Here is a 16,424-nt window from a genome sequence, read left to right as displayed (position 1 = left end):
TGAAAATAAATGAGACTTTTTTTTAGTACTGATAATTACTCTCCAGAACCCACTTTTTCGTACAAATTCTTTTCCCGTTTTTCAAAACTAAGGATGGGAACAATTTTACAATAACTGTTCATGTCATTTACATTATTGCCAAAACCTTCAATTTTAAGGTATTGGATTTCCTCTTGTTTTGTAAAAATAAATGATTCTATTTGAGAATTTTTATTACTTACTCCAGAGAATAGATCCTTCCAATTTTCACCATCTTCAGAACCTTTAATCTTGAGTTTATAAGAGGTTTTATCGAGGTTCCTAAATTGAATTTTCACTCCATTGGCTAAGCGAATTCGTTTCAAATCCAATTGAATAAAACACTCCCCTTTGGCACTCCAATATGTTTCAGGTTTTCCATCAAGAACATAAGTAGCAGGATTCTCTTCCGACTCACAACTTGCTTTTATTGCGTACTCCGAAATAGTATTGTCATAAGAAAGCTCAAATCCATGTTCTTTCAACAATTCACCACTTCGGCCTATTGCCTTCAGACTATTTACCCCTTTTGTTAAAAGCACATTCCACTTAAATTCTTTTGTTTGTTTTCCTAACGATTTCCCATTGTGAAACAATTCCACTTCATTCATATTCGAAAAAACACGGTATAGCTTATTGGCATCACCACCTCGTTCTTGCCAGGTAGGAGTCTCCAAATAAAGAACTGCTTCCTTACTCCATTTCGCTTTTAGAAGATAAAAAACATCTTTCTTCTGTCTGTCAAAAGTTACCAATCCTTTTTGGTTAATATGTGGTTTTGTATCTCCACGATGAGCGGCACCAAAATCGGCAAAGGACCACCAATTCACTCCACACAACCAATCCATTTTATCGATTTGGTTCAGATGCGATTCCAAAAATTCATTCTGATACTCAATACTAAAATCTTGACGAAGTGGATTTTCTGTATGCACACGAACATCGGAACCTGCACCAAACTCAGATATTATTAGCGGTTTATTTGGCATCATTGCATGCAATTCGTTCACTCTCTCAGTAAAAGTATTGTGATGCGTTCCATACCATCCACGATACAAATTGTATCCAAAAACATCAGGAATTTCATATACTTTATAATCGATTGGTCTGTTGTTATCACCATTCACAAAAACAGTTTTCCGAACAGGGTCTTCGCTGTGTACTAAATCATTTAAATTCTTTACAATATCGTAAATATTAGCTTTACCATCTCCTCTATCGCCCATCCAAACTTCATTTCCCATTCCCCACAAAATTATGGAAGAATGGTTAAAATGCTGATTGATTAAATCTTTCATCATCGATTGAAGATTTTGTTCAAACTCAGGTTCAAAAGATGTATTGTTCACATACGGTATTTCCTCCCAAACCAATATCCCCATTTCATCACACAACTGAAGCACATAATCATCTTGCTGATAATGAGCCAAACGCAACCAATTAACACCCAATTCTTTCATCAGTTTAATGTCCTCTAAATGATGATTTAAACTCACGGCATTTCCTTGTCGGTAATTGTCCTGATGACGATTCAATCCTTTCAATTTATATGGTTTTCCATTTAAAAAGAATCCTTTATCAGCAGTAAATTCATACCATCTGAATCCGTGATTTACGACCACCTCATCAAGTAATTGCCCTTTACAATGTACTTCAATTTTCACCTGATAAAGCTCCGGATTTTCTGGACTCCAAAGAGTAGGATGTGCAACATTAGTCATTGCTACATTCACTAGTTCGGTTTTCCCAGGGCTAACTTTATATTTTGATTTCCCTGAAGATACAACATGACCCATTTTATCCAGAACACTGGCAAAAATCTCTATTTTGCTTCTTTTATTTGTACCGTTATCAACTCTTGCACTAATGTGTAAATCTGCCAAATCAGCACTTACTTTTTCACTCCACACACGTACTCCGGAACTGGCAAAATATTTTTTAGAGATAGTGAGTTTTTGGGAAGAAATTAACTCAACAGATCGGTACAATCCGCCATAGAAATTAAAATCACCACTGCGAGGTGCAATATTCTGATTATCGGCATTGGAAACCCAAACGTCTATTTTATTTTTACCAGACTTTAGTTTATCCGTTAACTCGCAGGTAAAAGCACTGTAACCACCAATATGATGAATGAGTTCTTCTCCATTAAGATATACTTTGGCTTGTTGCCCCGCAGCATTAAACTTTAAATACTGACGCTGATCTAACTGACTTTCTGAGAAAGTTAAATATTTACGATACCAAGAACCGGCTCTTCGATAATCTTTCGTTTCTAAAACATCCTGTGCATTCCAAGTATGCGGAAGTGATATTTGTTGGTAAGACTCATCAGTCTCAGTAGGAATTTGTTCGCTGTCTTTTTCAAGATAAAACCAGTTATCATTAATAATGACTGATTGTGAGCCAAACGAATGACGTTCACCTCCTGATTTTTGTGCAAATAAATTTAAGGCACAGAAAACCATTACAAGCAAAATAAAGCTTCGATTTAAACTATTACATTTCATTGTTGATCATTTTTTTTAAATACTCTAATTCGAAACAACAGAATTAGGAGGAAGTGGAACCTGATTCGCTTTCCGCCAAGCTACCAACTCACTTAGCAACTCATTCGCCAAATCTGGATTTTCAGAAGCCAAATTGTATGACTCCATTGGATCTTTAAGCAGATCGTACAATTCCAGTTCGCCTGTCGCTAAAAACTGAATGAGTTTGTACTGTTTTTTTCGAATAACAGAACAAGTTCCGTGTTTATACACACTCGATAATTGCCAAAACAAAGGTCGGTCAGCAAATAAATCGCAATCTTTTTCGAACAAATCGGTCATCGAATTTCCATCCAACTGACCTTTAAAATCATTTATTCCTGCCAATTTTAGAAATGTTGGGAAATAATCGAGCAGTGTAACTGGCTCGGATGTTCTTCTTGCCACGACTTTGCCCGGCCAGTTGATTAAACCTGGCACCCGAATTCCTCCTTCGTAAATATAGCCTTTTGATCCTCGCATTAAATTGTTGCTACTTTGTCGGCCATTGTACCCATTATCCGAAGAAAATATGATGATGGTGTTTTTCCGTAAGTCATTCTTATCCAAATAGTCAACTATACGTTGCACATTTTGATCAAGCGATTCAACCATTGTGGCATAACCAGCCATAATCTCTTTATATTTTCCAATTCCCTGGCCGGTGATCGTATCTCCTTCTTTGTTGATGTATTTTTCGTATAATTCTGGATTACGACTCTTTATTGGACGATGTACCGCATAAAAATCTAAATTGACAAAAAATGGTCCTTTTTTATTTTGATCCATAAACTCAATAGCATCCGAAGTCAATCGATCGGTAAGCCATTCATCATCAGCTTTAGCTTCGATAAACGGATTGCTAAAAGGAGCTCTGTAACCACCTGTTTCACTTTTGTATCCACCTTCTTCAAAGGCTGGATCGCCTCGAAAAGTACCCCCAACATTTTTCATGAAACCTCGTCCTTCGGGATAAAACTGCTTAATTTCATCCGTTTTGTGTTTTGCTACCCAAGAGTAATCTCCCGGTTCTGGTTGTGTCAATTTTTCGGTAAGTGGAAAAGTTTTCGCTAATTCCTCTTCGGGATAAGGACCTACAATGTGCCATTTTCCAAGATGTATGGATTTATATCCGGCTTTAGCCAAAGGTTCTGCATAAATTGGAAAATCTTTTCCTACCGTCCAGCGCGAAAAAATATTTTCCTGATCGGTTCCACTTTCTAGTACTGGCACAGTATAAACCCCTGTTCGAAAGGATTGCTGACCTGTGAAAATGGCTGTTCGCGAAGGAGAACAAGTTGGATACATATACGATTGATCCAAGATCAAACTCTGCTTGGCCAAATTATCCAATGCTGGCGTTTCGTAGTACTTTGAACCATTAAATCCCACATCGGCATAACCCAAATCATCTGCCAAAATAAATATAATATTCGGCTTCTCTTGTACACTTTCGCTACAAGAAACAGCACTAATAATTGTACTACACAAAAGTAAAACAAGAGGAAATTTAGAACCTATCTTTTTACACATCGATTTATTTATTTTGTATCGTTTCATTGATCAACATCTTTAATGAACAGAACACTAATTAGTTACAACTTCTAATTTTGCAGACTTCAATTGATCTGCAGTAGCTGTTAAAGAAATCGTTCCTGCCTTTTCGGATGATTGAAGCATCACCAAACATTTTCCATTGAAACAATTCCTTACATGACTTTGAAATGGAGTAATATCGGTTGAATTGCCATTCCCTGCAACATGAAAAGTTCCTGCTCCCTCCACCGAAAATTGAATCGGCAAATTGGCTGTCGGACAAAAATTACCCTCTTTATCGACAACATTTACTTCTACAAAAGAAAGACTTTCTCCATCGGCTTTAATTTTAGAATACTGACTCACCAATTGCAAAGCATATGGCTCCGAAGCTGTTTTTATACTATTCTCCATAGCTGGTTTCCCATTCTCATCAAAAGCAACAAGCTTTACTTCGCCGGGTTCATAGTTTACATCCTTCCAAACTAGGCGATATCGTTCATAAACCTCTTTCGGATTTTTAGTTCTTACTCCATAACTTTTGCCATTCACAAATAATTCTGCTGAATTGAAATTGGTAAATACATGCACAGGTACCGTTTTTACCTGAGACTGATCCCAATTCCAATGTGGCAATATATGCAATACATTTTCCTTGGTCCAACGCGCTTTGTATAGGTAGTAAATGCTTTTTGGAAATCCGCACAAATCTACAATTCCAAAATAGGAATTTTTAGTTGGCCACTGCAAATTATAAGGTGATGGTTCTCCTAAATAATCAAAACCTGTCCACACAAACTCTCCCGCTACATGCGGATTATCATCGAGCATAGCAAAACCTACGTCGGGAGTATTCGACCAATTGCAATAATCCAATCCGTAATCAGAACATTGCAGATTCTCACGTTCATAATGCTTTCGAGGAACAGCATCTAAATCGAAATAGCCACGACTCGAAACGGTCGATTGTGTTTCGCTGGCAATAAAGCACCAATCGGGATGCTCCTCTTTTAACCAAGGATACAAATGCGTATGATAGTTCCATCCTTTTAGATCGAACTGAACCGCAAAATTATTTTCTGCCGGTGCTTCTCGGTTCATTCCAATAGTAACTGGTCGCGTATTATCTTCGCGATGAGCAATATCCACTATAAACTTTGCTCTTTTCCAGCCATCATCCGTAAATTGTTCTAATATTTCGTTGCCTACACTCCACATAAATACCGATGGATGATTTCGATCGCGATGAATTAAGGCCATTAAATCTTTCTCGGCCCAATCATCCCACAAATGTGTGTAGCCATTCTTATTCTTCCCTTTTTTCCATTCATCAAAGGCTTCGTCCATCACTAAAAATCCCATGGTATCGCACATGCTCAACAATTCGGGCGTAGGAGAATTGTGCGAAGTTCGAATTGCATTACAACCCATTCCTTTTAAAATAACCAACTGTCGGTGCAATGCTGAAATATTAACCGCCGCACCCAAAGGACCTAAATCGTGATGCATACAAACCCCCTGAACCTGAAGTCGTTTCCCATTTAAATGCAAACCATCATCACTTGTAAATGTAAAACTCCGAATTCCAAAGCTTGATTCATAAACATCCAATATCTCGCCTTCCCGAATCACTTTTGATAATACGGTATAAATTACCGGACTTTCGATGGACCAAAGTTGCGGGTTCTCTACTGGCAGACTTTGCTCCAACTCTAATTCATTCCCAACTATTGGTTCTGATTCTTTCTTAGCAATCAACAAGTTACTAGAATTATATATTTCGGTTAACAGCGTACACTTATCGCTTCCAATAAGAGTGGTTTTTATTTTCACTTCGGCCATTTTTTCAGAAACCTGAGGTGTTGTGATGTTTGTTCCCCAATGCTTAACGTGTGCTTTATTGGTAGTAAGCAAACGAACATTCCGATACAAACCTGCACCTGGATACCATCGTGAACTTTGCGGTTTATTCTGCAATCTCACTGCGAGTACATTTTTCCCAACTTTCACAAAATCAGAAATATCGAAAGAAAAAGACGTATATCCATATGGCCATTCGCCAACAAAATTGCCATTTACATAGACTTTGGCATGACTCATGGCGCCATCGAATTCCACATTTAACTTTTTATCCGCATTATTCTCTGCTAGCTCAAAAGATTTTCGATACCAACCAATTCCCATATACGGCAAACCTGCTGTTCTTCCCAATCGTAGCTTCTTATTTTTTTCACCATCTGCAACAACTTTCTTACTTTGAGCATCGTTTTTTGAATCGAAAGGTCCATAAATAGCCCAATCGTGAGGAACATTAACGGTTTCCCATTGGCTATCATCCAACTGAACAGTTTCCCCATTCTCCACTTCTCCTTTGGTAAATTTCCATCCTTTTTTAAGATCTACAACTTGTCGCCCTAACTCTTCTTTACTAACAGAACAACCAATGAATAAACCAATTAAAGCTATTACTACTAAGTATTTTTTCATAAATTATGTCTTTGTCGAAAACTATTTTTCATTGTGAAAATCAGAAATTATTTTTTTACTTCCCCTTTCATAATCCCATAAATAATCTCCTGTTTCATCAACGCATTTCTGACTAATATGATGTGATAATAGGGACACACATGGATAGCCAATCTTAGATTTATACATTTCTAAATGTTGCAGGTATTTCGCTTCGGTGATTGCTCCTGTATCGTTTCCTCCAATATGATCCAGGTTAATGCCTCGACCAGGAGCAGATTTTAAGCTCACATTATAATGAGTCTTTACACGGGCTTGCCAATCGAACTTATCGTTTAACCATACATCATTTGTTCGGGTTACATCGGTAAATTTAGTAAAGAAAATATCCGGTACATGAAATTCCATTTCAATATTTTCATCAATACACTTAGCTGCTTTATACAATTCTTTGTGAATATGAAGCATGTCCGATTTGGTATTGTACGACATATCAATTTTGAATTTCATAACTCCCATTTTATAAAAACGGTCGATTGTTTCCGATGCATATTCAAATATATCTGCTTTAGGATTTAGCCAACGAATATCATCTTGTTTACATGAATCATTATTTACTTCCCAACTGCCAAGCATGTTGGGATTTTTTTTTGCTATAGTACTTGCAGCATGAATTTTTGGAAACCCGATCCAAAGTCCCGGAGTAAAGCCCTTTTCAGTTATCATATCCATTGTTTTCCTAAAATCAGGAAATTTATTTGGATCAGGCACCCATGAACCAAAGCCAGAATTGATTGTTCCATCCGGAAAAGTTCCCCAACCATGATCTAAAGTCATTTTCCCTTTTGGATATCCAAATTCAATAATTTTATCCAAATAATTCGCAATAAAATCATGAGTTAAAAGATTAAAATGTTCCAGTTTCTTAGTTGATAAAAACTTCTGCTCTACCCATGTACAATACTCTACATCCGCCCAAAATTTTGGATGCTCAGTCATTGGCTTGATATCCAATCTGCGCATCATTTCGGAATTGTAGGCTTTCCATGCATCATCTCCAATTCCACTCTCGTCAATAAACAACTCCTGACCTCGTGGTACTGTTATGGTTAAAGTGTCGGCACCATCAAAACTGAAAATAGAATTTTCGTAAGCATAAGTGGTCATAAATCCAACAAACTTTCCTTTTGCATCCATAATAATTGGAGAACCCGACATACCACTGGCAGGCACAGTAAATGGATTGTGCTTAAATGCATCATTTCTGTAATAGTGAGCTCCCCCACCTTTTTCGGCAGGTGTTGATATGCTGTAATAAGGACAAAATAGAGGTTTTGTAACTTTTAGCTCGACTGTTTCGATGCCATTCACGACATTAAAATCAGTAGTTGATTCATTGTTTAATACCGTTCCTGCAACCTGTGCAATAGAGCTTCCTGAGATTCCTGCCAATGCAAATCCCATTCCCGCCTTTTTTATAAAATCTCTTCTATTACTCATCGAAATATTTTTTTTCAATTCTAATTATCATATACTAAAAGAACTAATGCTCTTTCAATTGACTTCTTAACTCCATAATCTCCTGCTCTTTGCCAACTTTTTCTAATCGAAGCTGTTTTAGTTCTTTCTGAAGTTCAATTACATCCATCGGCATATCTCCTCTATCTTTTTGAATAATTACCGTTTGATTTGAACTGGGTTTTATCGATGCTTTTAAATAATCCTCATCAAAGAGTTTTTTTAAGCTGGAAGGTTTAGACTCAATAGTTATCGAATCTGATTTTAATCCATTTGAAAATGCACTTATCTTTATCTTTCCTGAATAAATTGATGCACGAATCAACACGGTGGCAATACCCATTTCCGTTTTCACTGGATTTCCCATGTTAAATTTCCCTCCGATAATTTCGGCCGGACCATCTACTTCAAAGTAAACATACTCCGAAGCCAACACCTTTTTCATTCCATCAGGATCAACAATCGTAGCACGAACAGGAATAATATCAGAGCCATCGGCAGTTAAATTCATTCCTTCATCTGCAATACTCAGTTGTAAACCAGCTGATTGCTCAGGATAATTTTTTACATCTCTTATCACAACTTTTCCATCAATTAGTCCTTCGGCAATCATTTCAATCTCTTTTGTTTTTGTCCGCCACGTGCTTTTTATCACCTCAAAATCGAACACGTTTTTAAAAACAAAAGGAGGATGCGGCATATCTGCGTAAGCTTTTTCGGTAGACGGTTTTTGTGTTGCAAGCAATTCTCCTAACCAGTACAAGCGTACTTCATCGCAATTGCTAAAAATCACAACATCTTTAGGCGAAGTTTGAGTTAATTCATTTGTATTAAATAGCATTGGCCCAGTTTTAATTCCCTTCACCTTATAATCTGCACTATACTGACTTTTATACACGTAGTAAGCATATTTGGGCAAACGAACCCCGTTCAATAATCCTCCCCAAAATGGATCTGGATGATAGCCTCTTTGATGATCGATTCCTGCCCACTTGGCACCTCCAATACGAACTTTAGGTGTTGGATATCTATCGTTCAATTCTTTTGCCTGTCGTAAGGCTTGGGTAAGCATCGCTTTCTCTCCCCATTCCATTTTCACACGACTCATTGCATTCTGAGATTGCCAATTATCAACTTCCCAGCCATCTCCATACTCACGATTAAATGAATTCACATTTTCATCATCGCCATGATAATACATATCTAAGCCACCTTTTTTTGCTTCCTGATGATCGGTAACGGTGTACATTCCAGGAAAAGGATATTCTTCATGAGCAATTTTATGCATGTTATTCATTGCACGATCAGGCTGAGATGGTGTTTCATTTAAAGCGGTTTCCCACATTAAAATGGAAGCTACATTTCGATCTCTTCGAACCAATTCTCGAGTGTCATTATACAATCGTTCTTCAAAAACAGGATTCTTAAAATTAAAAAAGTGCCAACCGGGATTCGCTGTCGTTGTTAGCATTCCTAATTCATCACAAGCATCATAGAATGCCGGATCTTGAGGATAATGTCCCACTCGAATAATTCGACATCCACCTTCTCGCAGTAATTTCACATCTCGCCATTGACCGGAATTTGGCAATGCATTTCCAATATAACTATAGTCCTGATGACGATTAGCTCCAATCAACTTTTGGTCGTAGAACTTTTTATTAATAAATAAACCTTCGGCACCTTTCATTTCGAACAAACGAATTCCAACTCGCGTGCGCATCTGGTCAACTATTTTTCCATTTATAATAATCTCGGTACGAACAAAGTGCAAATATGGATCATCGGGATGCCATAAGTGTACATTATTTACTGACAACTTATTTGAAAATTGTTGCTTGGCTTGAGCCTTCAACTTTACATTTTGCAGCACTTCCTTTACGGGTTGCAGCTCCTCATCCTCCAAAACAATCTTTACTGTGGCATTAACGGCTTTTTTACTTTCGTTGGTCAATTCGGTTCTCACTTCCATTTTAGCATCATTCCCATTCACATCCAAAGTCGCAATAAAAACGCCTGCACCTGCTACTGTTTTACTCAATTCTGGAAAGCTAAAATGCACCGAAGCGGTTTGTATTAAATAGGTATCCCGATAAATTCCACCGAAATAAGCAAAATCAAGTCCACTTTGATTCTTACCTGGTAAATACGTCGTATCATCACTATTATCAGCCAGAACAGCTACAATATTGCTTTTCCCTTTTGGATTTATAACATCAGTAAGGTCAACTGCAATAGGTAAATAACCGCCAAAATGTTCCACTAACAAGTTTCCATTCACCCAAATCTTACACTTACCCATAATGGCTTCAAAATAGAGGTAAGTTCTCCCTTCAACTTCTTTATTTTGAATCTCAAACTGCTTACGATACCATGCCTTCCCCTGATAGTTCCGACCTCCGCTTCCATTCTCTCCCAATATCTCCAAGCCATGAGGCAGGTTTGCGGCTTCCCACTTGCTGTCATCAAAATTCACTAATTCTGCACCCTTAACATCTCCTTTATGGAATCGCCATCCAGGATTAAAATTATAAACTTCACGAGGACTTCCTTCCACATTATAAAAACCAGCCGTTGAAAATTTTTCGCTTTTGCAATTCTCTGCAGAAACAGTAATGAATAGTATTACTAAAATAAATCCGACTCCCGCTTTTTTTATAAAATTTCTCCTATTACTCATCGATGTATCTTTTTATCTCACAATTATTTACACAAAACCATTAATTCTTTTGCAAATGCTCTTCCCAAACGAGTTTGTCCTTCGGTATTGTAATGAACATTATCGTCGTTTTTTGGGTAATCGCTCCAAGTGGTATCAATAGATGTTCTAATGCAACTTACATTTGCATCTGACTCAGATACACTAACCATTGCTCCTCTTACCATTTCAGGACCTTCAGGAAAACGACCATAACTCGAATTAATTTGGCCAATCACAAATGGCATCTCTGGCACGTTAAACTCGCTACGATAACCTTTAATCAGCTTTTCCAGGTTTTCTTTATAGAAACGAGAGCTAACTTCCTTTGCTGCATCATTCTCCCCTTGCATCCAGCACATGCCAATAATTTGATATGCTTTCCCCTTTTGTTTTAGCCTTTGCAGATTTTTCTTGATATGGGATTGATGCAGACTATAGAGCTTCAAATCACGCTTGAATCCTTTCGCCTCAACCGCCATTGCTTTTTCTGCAGTCCACTCCGGATTCCAAGCACCATACAATGCAGTACCGCCTTGAGCGGTTTTAATAAAAAGATATTCTCGTGTTGGATTTTGTTCGGCTAAAGTCAAGCCTAAAAATATCTCTGGCCCGAATACATTTCCAAAACCTCGTTTGTCTTTCTGATATTGCGAAAAAACAAAAGATAGTGGCTTTGGACTTTCTCCATCGATACTTAAATGAACCCGTTTCCCAAACTCTTTAATTTTTTGTTTTACCCTGGCATCCAATTCATCGAAATTTCCAACTCCTGCCATATTCGATTGCCCAGCAAGTAAAACCACATGAACAACATTCTCGCACCTTGTCTTTGCAGTGGCATAAGACAGTGATATCGCGAATTGAAATACAATTAGAAGTAGACTGATTCGTTTCATTATCGAGTAAGTTTTATTTCTGATTTATTGGTTTTATACTGAACTTCATTTGTCTTAGTGGCGCAAAATCTGTGTTTTTATAGTAAGTCGTAAAGTACGTGTAGTAACTTCCTTTATCTTCAAAAAAACCAATTGGCGAACGAACCTCTTTCCATTTCCACTGTTCCTTTTCAAGAAATTTCAGCTCTGAATGATAGGTCCAATCAAGTCCGTTTTTAGACGTCAACAAGCTAAAATTCTCATTTCCTCCAATCTCATCGACCAAAGCCAAATAACAATCTTCAAGCTTTAAAACTTGCGGAGCTTCAGCACTTATTGGAAGTTCTAATGGTAAATTTTCACCTGTGGAATTCCACTGACCAGATAAGCTATCTGTCGTAGCAATTCCAATTCTCCAATTTGTACAAGGCTTATTTTCTGTATTCGCACTTCCGTATAAAGCGTACCATTTATTTCCTACCTGATAAGGCGAAAATCCTGTAATTCCCTGCAATCCCTCCCAATTCGCAGTTTTTGATTTCTTAAAAACGAGTTTCCCTTTATCAAAAGGTCCAGCAATACCATCCATTCCTTTCGTTTGAGATTTAGAACACATCACCTCTCCATCGTATCGAAGATAGAAGGCATCTGTTCGGGATGGTGAAGATTTGTATTGAATGTAAAACAAGCACCAAAGATTTTCCTTCTTGGAATACACCCATTTCGGACTGTAAATACAAGAATTGGGCACTACTCCCGTAGTATCATATGAGAATTGTAATAAAGTACTTTTTCGTTTCCACTGCTTGTTATCAGCACTTTGCCAATAAGCAAAGCGATTATTAACAGTCGGCAAATCGGCAAACCGCTCATTGACAAGCATATGAAAGCGATCTCCCACTTTTTTCACATCGCCACTTTCAAATCCATATTTAATGGAGTCAGTATCCGGATGATTTTGATCAATTCCGGAATTCAGGATTAATTTCGCTTCTACCAAATCGACAACAGTCTGATTACTTGAATTGTTTGCATTTTTACATCCTTGCAAAAGCAATACTTGTAAAACGACTGCAATAATCAACTCTGTTTTCAGCTCCATTTTATTAAAATGTATCAATTACATCACTACCAAAACACGCCAATACATTCATTAGCGTGCTTTATTTTTTCTGTTCCAAACAAAATTACTTCTCTTTTAAGTAGGTGTCGAAATCACTTTTATTCACCCAATGGGTCGGAATATCCTCGCCATTTATGTAACGGGTATAAAAATTCTTCACAGGACCAGCATATTCATAGTGATCAAAAATATCACCATTTCCCAAAATACGTGGATCGGCCTGCTCTTTAAGCTCCGACTCCATTTGAGTTTGCATAGCTGCCTTTACATCTGATAAATCCTCATCTCCGATTAAATTATGCATGCAATAAGGATCGTTTTTAATATTGTATAACTCTTCGGAATCTCTTTTTCCAAAATTCAGTTGCCAATATTCCATTTGTCCTTTTTTACGGCGAGTATCTAAAATATATGTTTTGGTAGGACTACCATCACAATTTAAATATCCTGATTCAGGATTGCCCTGAGGCCATCTTTCCGTTTTAAAATTATGCAGGTACAAGTAATCGCCTTTAAATATTCCTCTTACTGGATATCCCTCATCATTTGGTCGACCAACATCGTGACGTTCTTTTCCAACCAAAATATGATCTCGATCGGCACTTACCGCTCCGTCTTTCTCGGAATAAAAAATATCCGTCAAGCTTTTTCCCGAATTTGCTTGCATGCCCGCACTTTCGGCTGTTAAACCTGCAAGTTCCAAGTAAGTTGGAGTAAAATCCGTAAAGTTCACAAAATCGGTAATAACACGTCCTGGTTTTTTTATTCCTTTTGGCCACATCACTGCTAAAGGCAAGTGATTGGAATACTCATAAACTTGTCCTTTAATTCGTGGAAAAGGCATGCCGTTATCAGCAGTTACAATTACGATTGTATTATCCAACTCACCAATTTCTTCGAGTTTTTTCAGCATCTTTTGCAGATGAGAATCGAAATGTTCTATTTCAAATGCATAATCGAGCATATCCGTTCTAACACTATCTACATCTGGCCAAAAAGTAGGAACTTCGTCAATTTCGGCAATATCTTTACCTCCTTTACTGATTCCAGTTCGGAATTCGTAGCTGCGATGTGGTTCTGTGCTACCATACCAAAAACAGAAAGGTTCTCCCTTAGGACGAGCGTCTAAAAAAGCTTCAAAATTCTTGGCATAATCATTATCTGAAATTGCTTTTGAAGGAGGTGTTGCTGTATGAGTATCGAATTTTGGACCCGTTAATTCTCTAGGCTTTCCATTAATCGACCCTGGCTCGCCTGGAGCCCATCCTTTTGCTACACTTCCTACCCAATATCCATTTTCGCCTAAAGCTTCGGCATAAGTTTTAAATTTTGCAGGAAAATAAGGAACATGATTCGCCGCTTCTTCCAATTGCCAACTATTTCGTCCAGTTAAAATAATAGAACGAGAAGGGGCACATTTTGCATTGGGAGTGTATGCATTTTGAAACAACAAACCACTTTCGGCTACCTTATCGAATGCGGGTGTTTTTACCCAATCGCATCCATAGGCACCAAAATGTTTCCATGAGGCATCATCCGCAATAGCGAAAAGAATATTTGGCCTTTTCACCTCCTCTTGTTTTGGTTCGCAGGACGAGACACTGGCCAATAAGGCAATACCTGATACAAAAGTCAATAACTTCTTCATGATACTTTTCTTTTTCTAGAAATGAACTCTATTAAAATCCTTTATTTTTCTCAACAATTAAACTCTTTTTAGTTGCTTCATCAGCAGCAATTGCTTTCTTTTGATTTCCATCATAATCATTATCGATCACCTGTACATTACGACAATTTGCGAAATCGAAAAGTGGTGCATCCGGAAATAGTGCTTTGGCATCATTGGTTTTAGTAATCTTATTTCCTTTAATAACTAATCCATCTACCCGATCGGCCCAAACAATTCGATTGTCGAAATTAGTAATGGTATTGTTCTCGAACCGAATGTTACGATCGTAACATTCCTGCTGATTAAATCCTTCGCCCAATCGTGGAGTGATATACATTACCGCATGTTCGGAACCACTATAGGCACAATATTCAAAATGATTATTTCGGATTACAACATCCTCTACGGCTCCCGATTCGAACCAATAGTACGATTCTCCACGAAATAAAATGGAGGACATCATGGATGAAAAATTATTGTTCTCGATAACCGTTTTTAAAGGTGTTTTTAAAACCACATTTCTGGCACGATGATCGCGAATGGTACATCCTCTCATCGTAAATGTCGGATTCCAAGTCTTATTTTCCAATAAATCGCCTGGGGAAAGATTCTCGGGCAAAGCATTTTTAAAAGTAAGATTGATGTATTGATCGTTTACAATTGAAACGGAAGCAACTGTATTCTCAGAAGCTTTTTGCACACTTGGCTTATGAATGAACCAAATCACATCATCTTTTCCTGCAAATTCAAAGCCCATTTGTTGCCCGTGTTTCAAAGCTACTCTAACAATTTTATTATCAATCACTTTATCAACTTCCACATAAGTACCATGAACATTAGTTCCATCATCTAACATGTTTTCGAATCGGCAATCTTCCACTAAAATATCTCCTTTACAGTTGCAAAAATGAGTTGCATCGGCAATGGTGGTTACCACTCTATTTGAGCCTTCGGGCAGATAAATTCCACACTTTTTTAAAATGGCATTTTCGGAACGTTCAAATAAAAATCCCATTCCTAAAGCGCTATGAACAACAACATTCTCGATAAGCGTATTGTTGGAAGAGATTACATGAAAAGCAGGTGCATATCGATTTTCCTCTTTGGCTCCTTTTGAGTGCAAAATAGATCCAACCGGAGGGTAATGGTTCAATTTTTCATGAAAACGCAAAATACCACCTTCTCTTTTCTCAATCCATCTTGGTGCGCTAGACACATCAAATGCACCATGAACAATGCGTTGTTCCTTTACATCAAAGGCAAGAGTGCTTCCCATTTCACTATAATTAAAGCCGTCGATGTTTGGAAACTCCAGTCGTCCATTCCTTAACTTCCAGGAGAAACCATCTGTGAATGGTTTAATATCACGCCACTCTTCATCCGAATTACATTCCATCACTTCTCCCTGAAAGGTGAAAGGCATATCCCAATCGATACTTAGATTCTTAACACTAACATTTTTACAAGCTTTAAACTGAAATGGTAAAATTTGTCCGTGAAAAATAAATTCGGAACCATTCCCTTCAATTTCAATAGATTTAAAGCCCTCCATTGGGAAAATAATTCTCTTTAAACCATTATTGTGATTGGTAATGAAACAGTATTTTTCGGTAGCATAATCGGGATTGAAGCGATAAGTTCCTTTTTCAAATACAATTTTAACCTCCAAATCGGAAATATTCTCCAAAACCTCTCTAAGTATTGGGGTCATATCCTGATCTGTTGCCTTCAGCTCGATTACTTCTTTAGCGTTCGCACCTATTGAGGTAAAACAAATTACGAACAACACGAAAGCTAAAAATCTACTTCTCCTAAACATTTTACAATTACTCATACTTTTATCCCTAATTATCTATAATTATCGATTTCTGTTCCTACTTTTAAATCATCCGATTCGCACAAACTAACAATTTGATTTATCAAGCTGTTTTAAGTTGAGGATCGGGTTATAGAACCTGTAAATTATGAAATTATATGTTCGTAGGAGAGC

9 protein-coding genes are annotated in these 16,424 nt (G+C 37.5%); all 9 read right to left on the bottom strand.

Features of this window, described 5'->3' with window-relative positions; all coding sequences use genetic code 11:
• Nucleotides 1-35: 35 nt before the first annotated feature.
• Nucleotides 36-2,528 (bottom strand): glycoside hydrolase family 2 TIM barrel-domain containing protein, encoded by a 2,493-nt coding sequence (locus tag BZG02_RS16230; RefSeq protein WP_101262633.1) that lies wholly within the window; start codon nucleotides 2,526-2,528, stop codon nucleotides 36-38.
• Between the two features lie 24 nt (nucleotides 2,529-2,552).
• A complete protein-coding gene (locus tag BZG02_RS16225; protein WP_101262630.1) occupies nucleotides 2,553-4,106 on the bottom strand; it encodes a sulfatase in 1,554 nt (517 codons plus the stop codon).
• A 27-nt stretch (nucleotides 4,107-4,133) separates the two neighbouring features.
• The gene (locus BZG02_RS16220; protein WP_101262627.1) at nucleotides 4,134-6,569 is read right to left on the bottom strand and encodes a glycoside hydrolase family 2 TIM barrel-domain containing protein; all 2,436 of its coding nucleotides are present in this window, start codon (nucleotides 6,567-6,569) and stop codon (nucleotides 4,134-4,136) included.
• 21 nt (nucleotides 6,570-6,590) lie between these two features.
• The gene (locus BZG02_RS16215) at nucleotides 6,591-8,048 is read right to left on the bottom strand and encodes a twin-arginine translocation signal domain-containing protein (protein ID WP_101262625.1); all 1,458 of its coding nucleotides are present in this window, start codon (nucleotides 8,046-8,048) and stop codon (nucleotides 6,591-6,593) included.
• A gap of 43 nt (nucleotides 8,049-8,091) precedes the next feature.
• Nucleotides 8,092-10,746 carry a sugar-binding domain-containing protein gene (locus BZG02_RS16210; protein ID WP_101262623.1) on the bottom strand — a complete coding sequence of 885 codons (2,655 nt, stop codon included), beginning with the start codon at nucleotides 10,744-10,746 and terminating at the stop codon, nucleotides 8,092-8,094.
• A 23-nt stretch (nucleotides 10,747-10,769) separates the two neighbouring features.
• Nucleotides 10,770-11,663 (bottom strand): sialate O-acetylesterase, encoded by an 894-nt coding sequence (locus tag BZG02_RS16205; protein WP_101262621.1) that lies wholly within the window; start codon nucleotides 11,661-11,663, stop codon nucleotides 10,770-10,772.
• 13 nt (nucleotides 11,664-11,676) lie between these two features.
• Nucleotides 11,677-12,744, bottom strand: coding sequence for a glycoside hydrolase family protein (locus tag BZG02_RS16200; protein ID WP_101262619.1), 1,068 nt, complete (start codon nucleotides 12,742-12,744; stop codon nucleotides 11,677-11,679).
• Nucleotides 12,745-12,829: 85 nt separating this feature from the next.
• Nucleotides 12,830-14,413, bottom strand: coding sequence for a sulfatase family protein (locus BZG02_RS16195; protein ID WP_101262615.1), 1,584 nt, complete (start codon nucleotides 14,411-14,413; stop codon nucleotides 12,830-12,832).
• A gap of 31 nt (nucleotides 14,414-14,444) precedes the next feature.
• Complete coding sequence (locus tag BZG02_RS16190) at nucleotides 14,445-16,268, bottom strand: alpha-1,3-galactosidase-related protein (RefSeq protein ID WP_101262613.1); 1,824 nt, start codon at nucleotides 16,266-16,268, stop codon at nucleotides 14,445-14,447.
• Between the last annotated feature and the right edge of the window lie 156 nt (nucleotides 16,269-16,424).

The sequence above is a fragment of the Labilibaculum filiforme genome, from assembly GCF_002843315.1.
Lineage (GTDB): Bacteria > Bacteroidota > Bacteroidia > Bacteroidales > Marinifilaceae > Labilibaculum > Labilibaculum filiforme.
The sequence above is the reverse complement of the archived record's forward strand: the minus strand, read 5'-3'. Positions and strand labels throughout refer to the sequence as shown.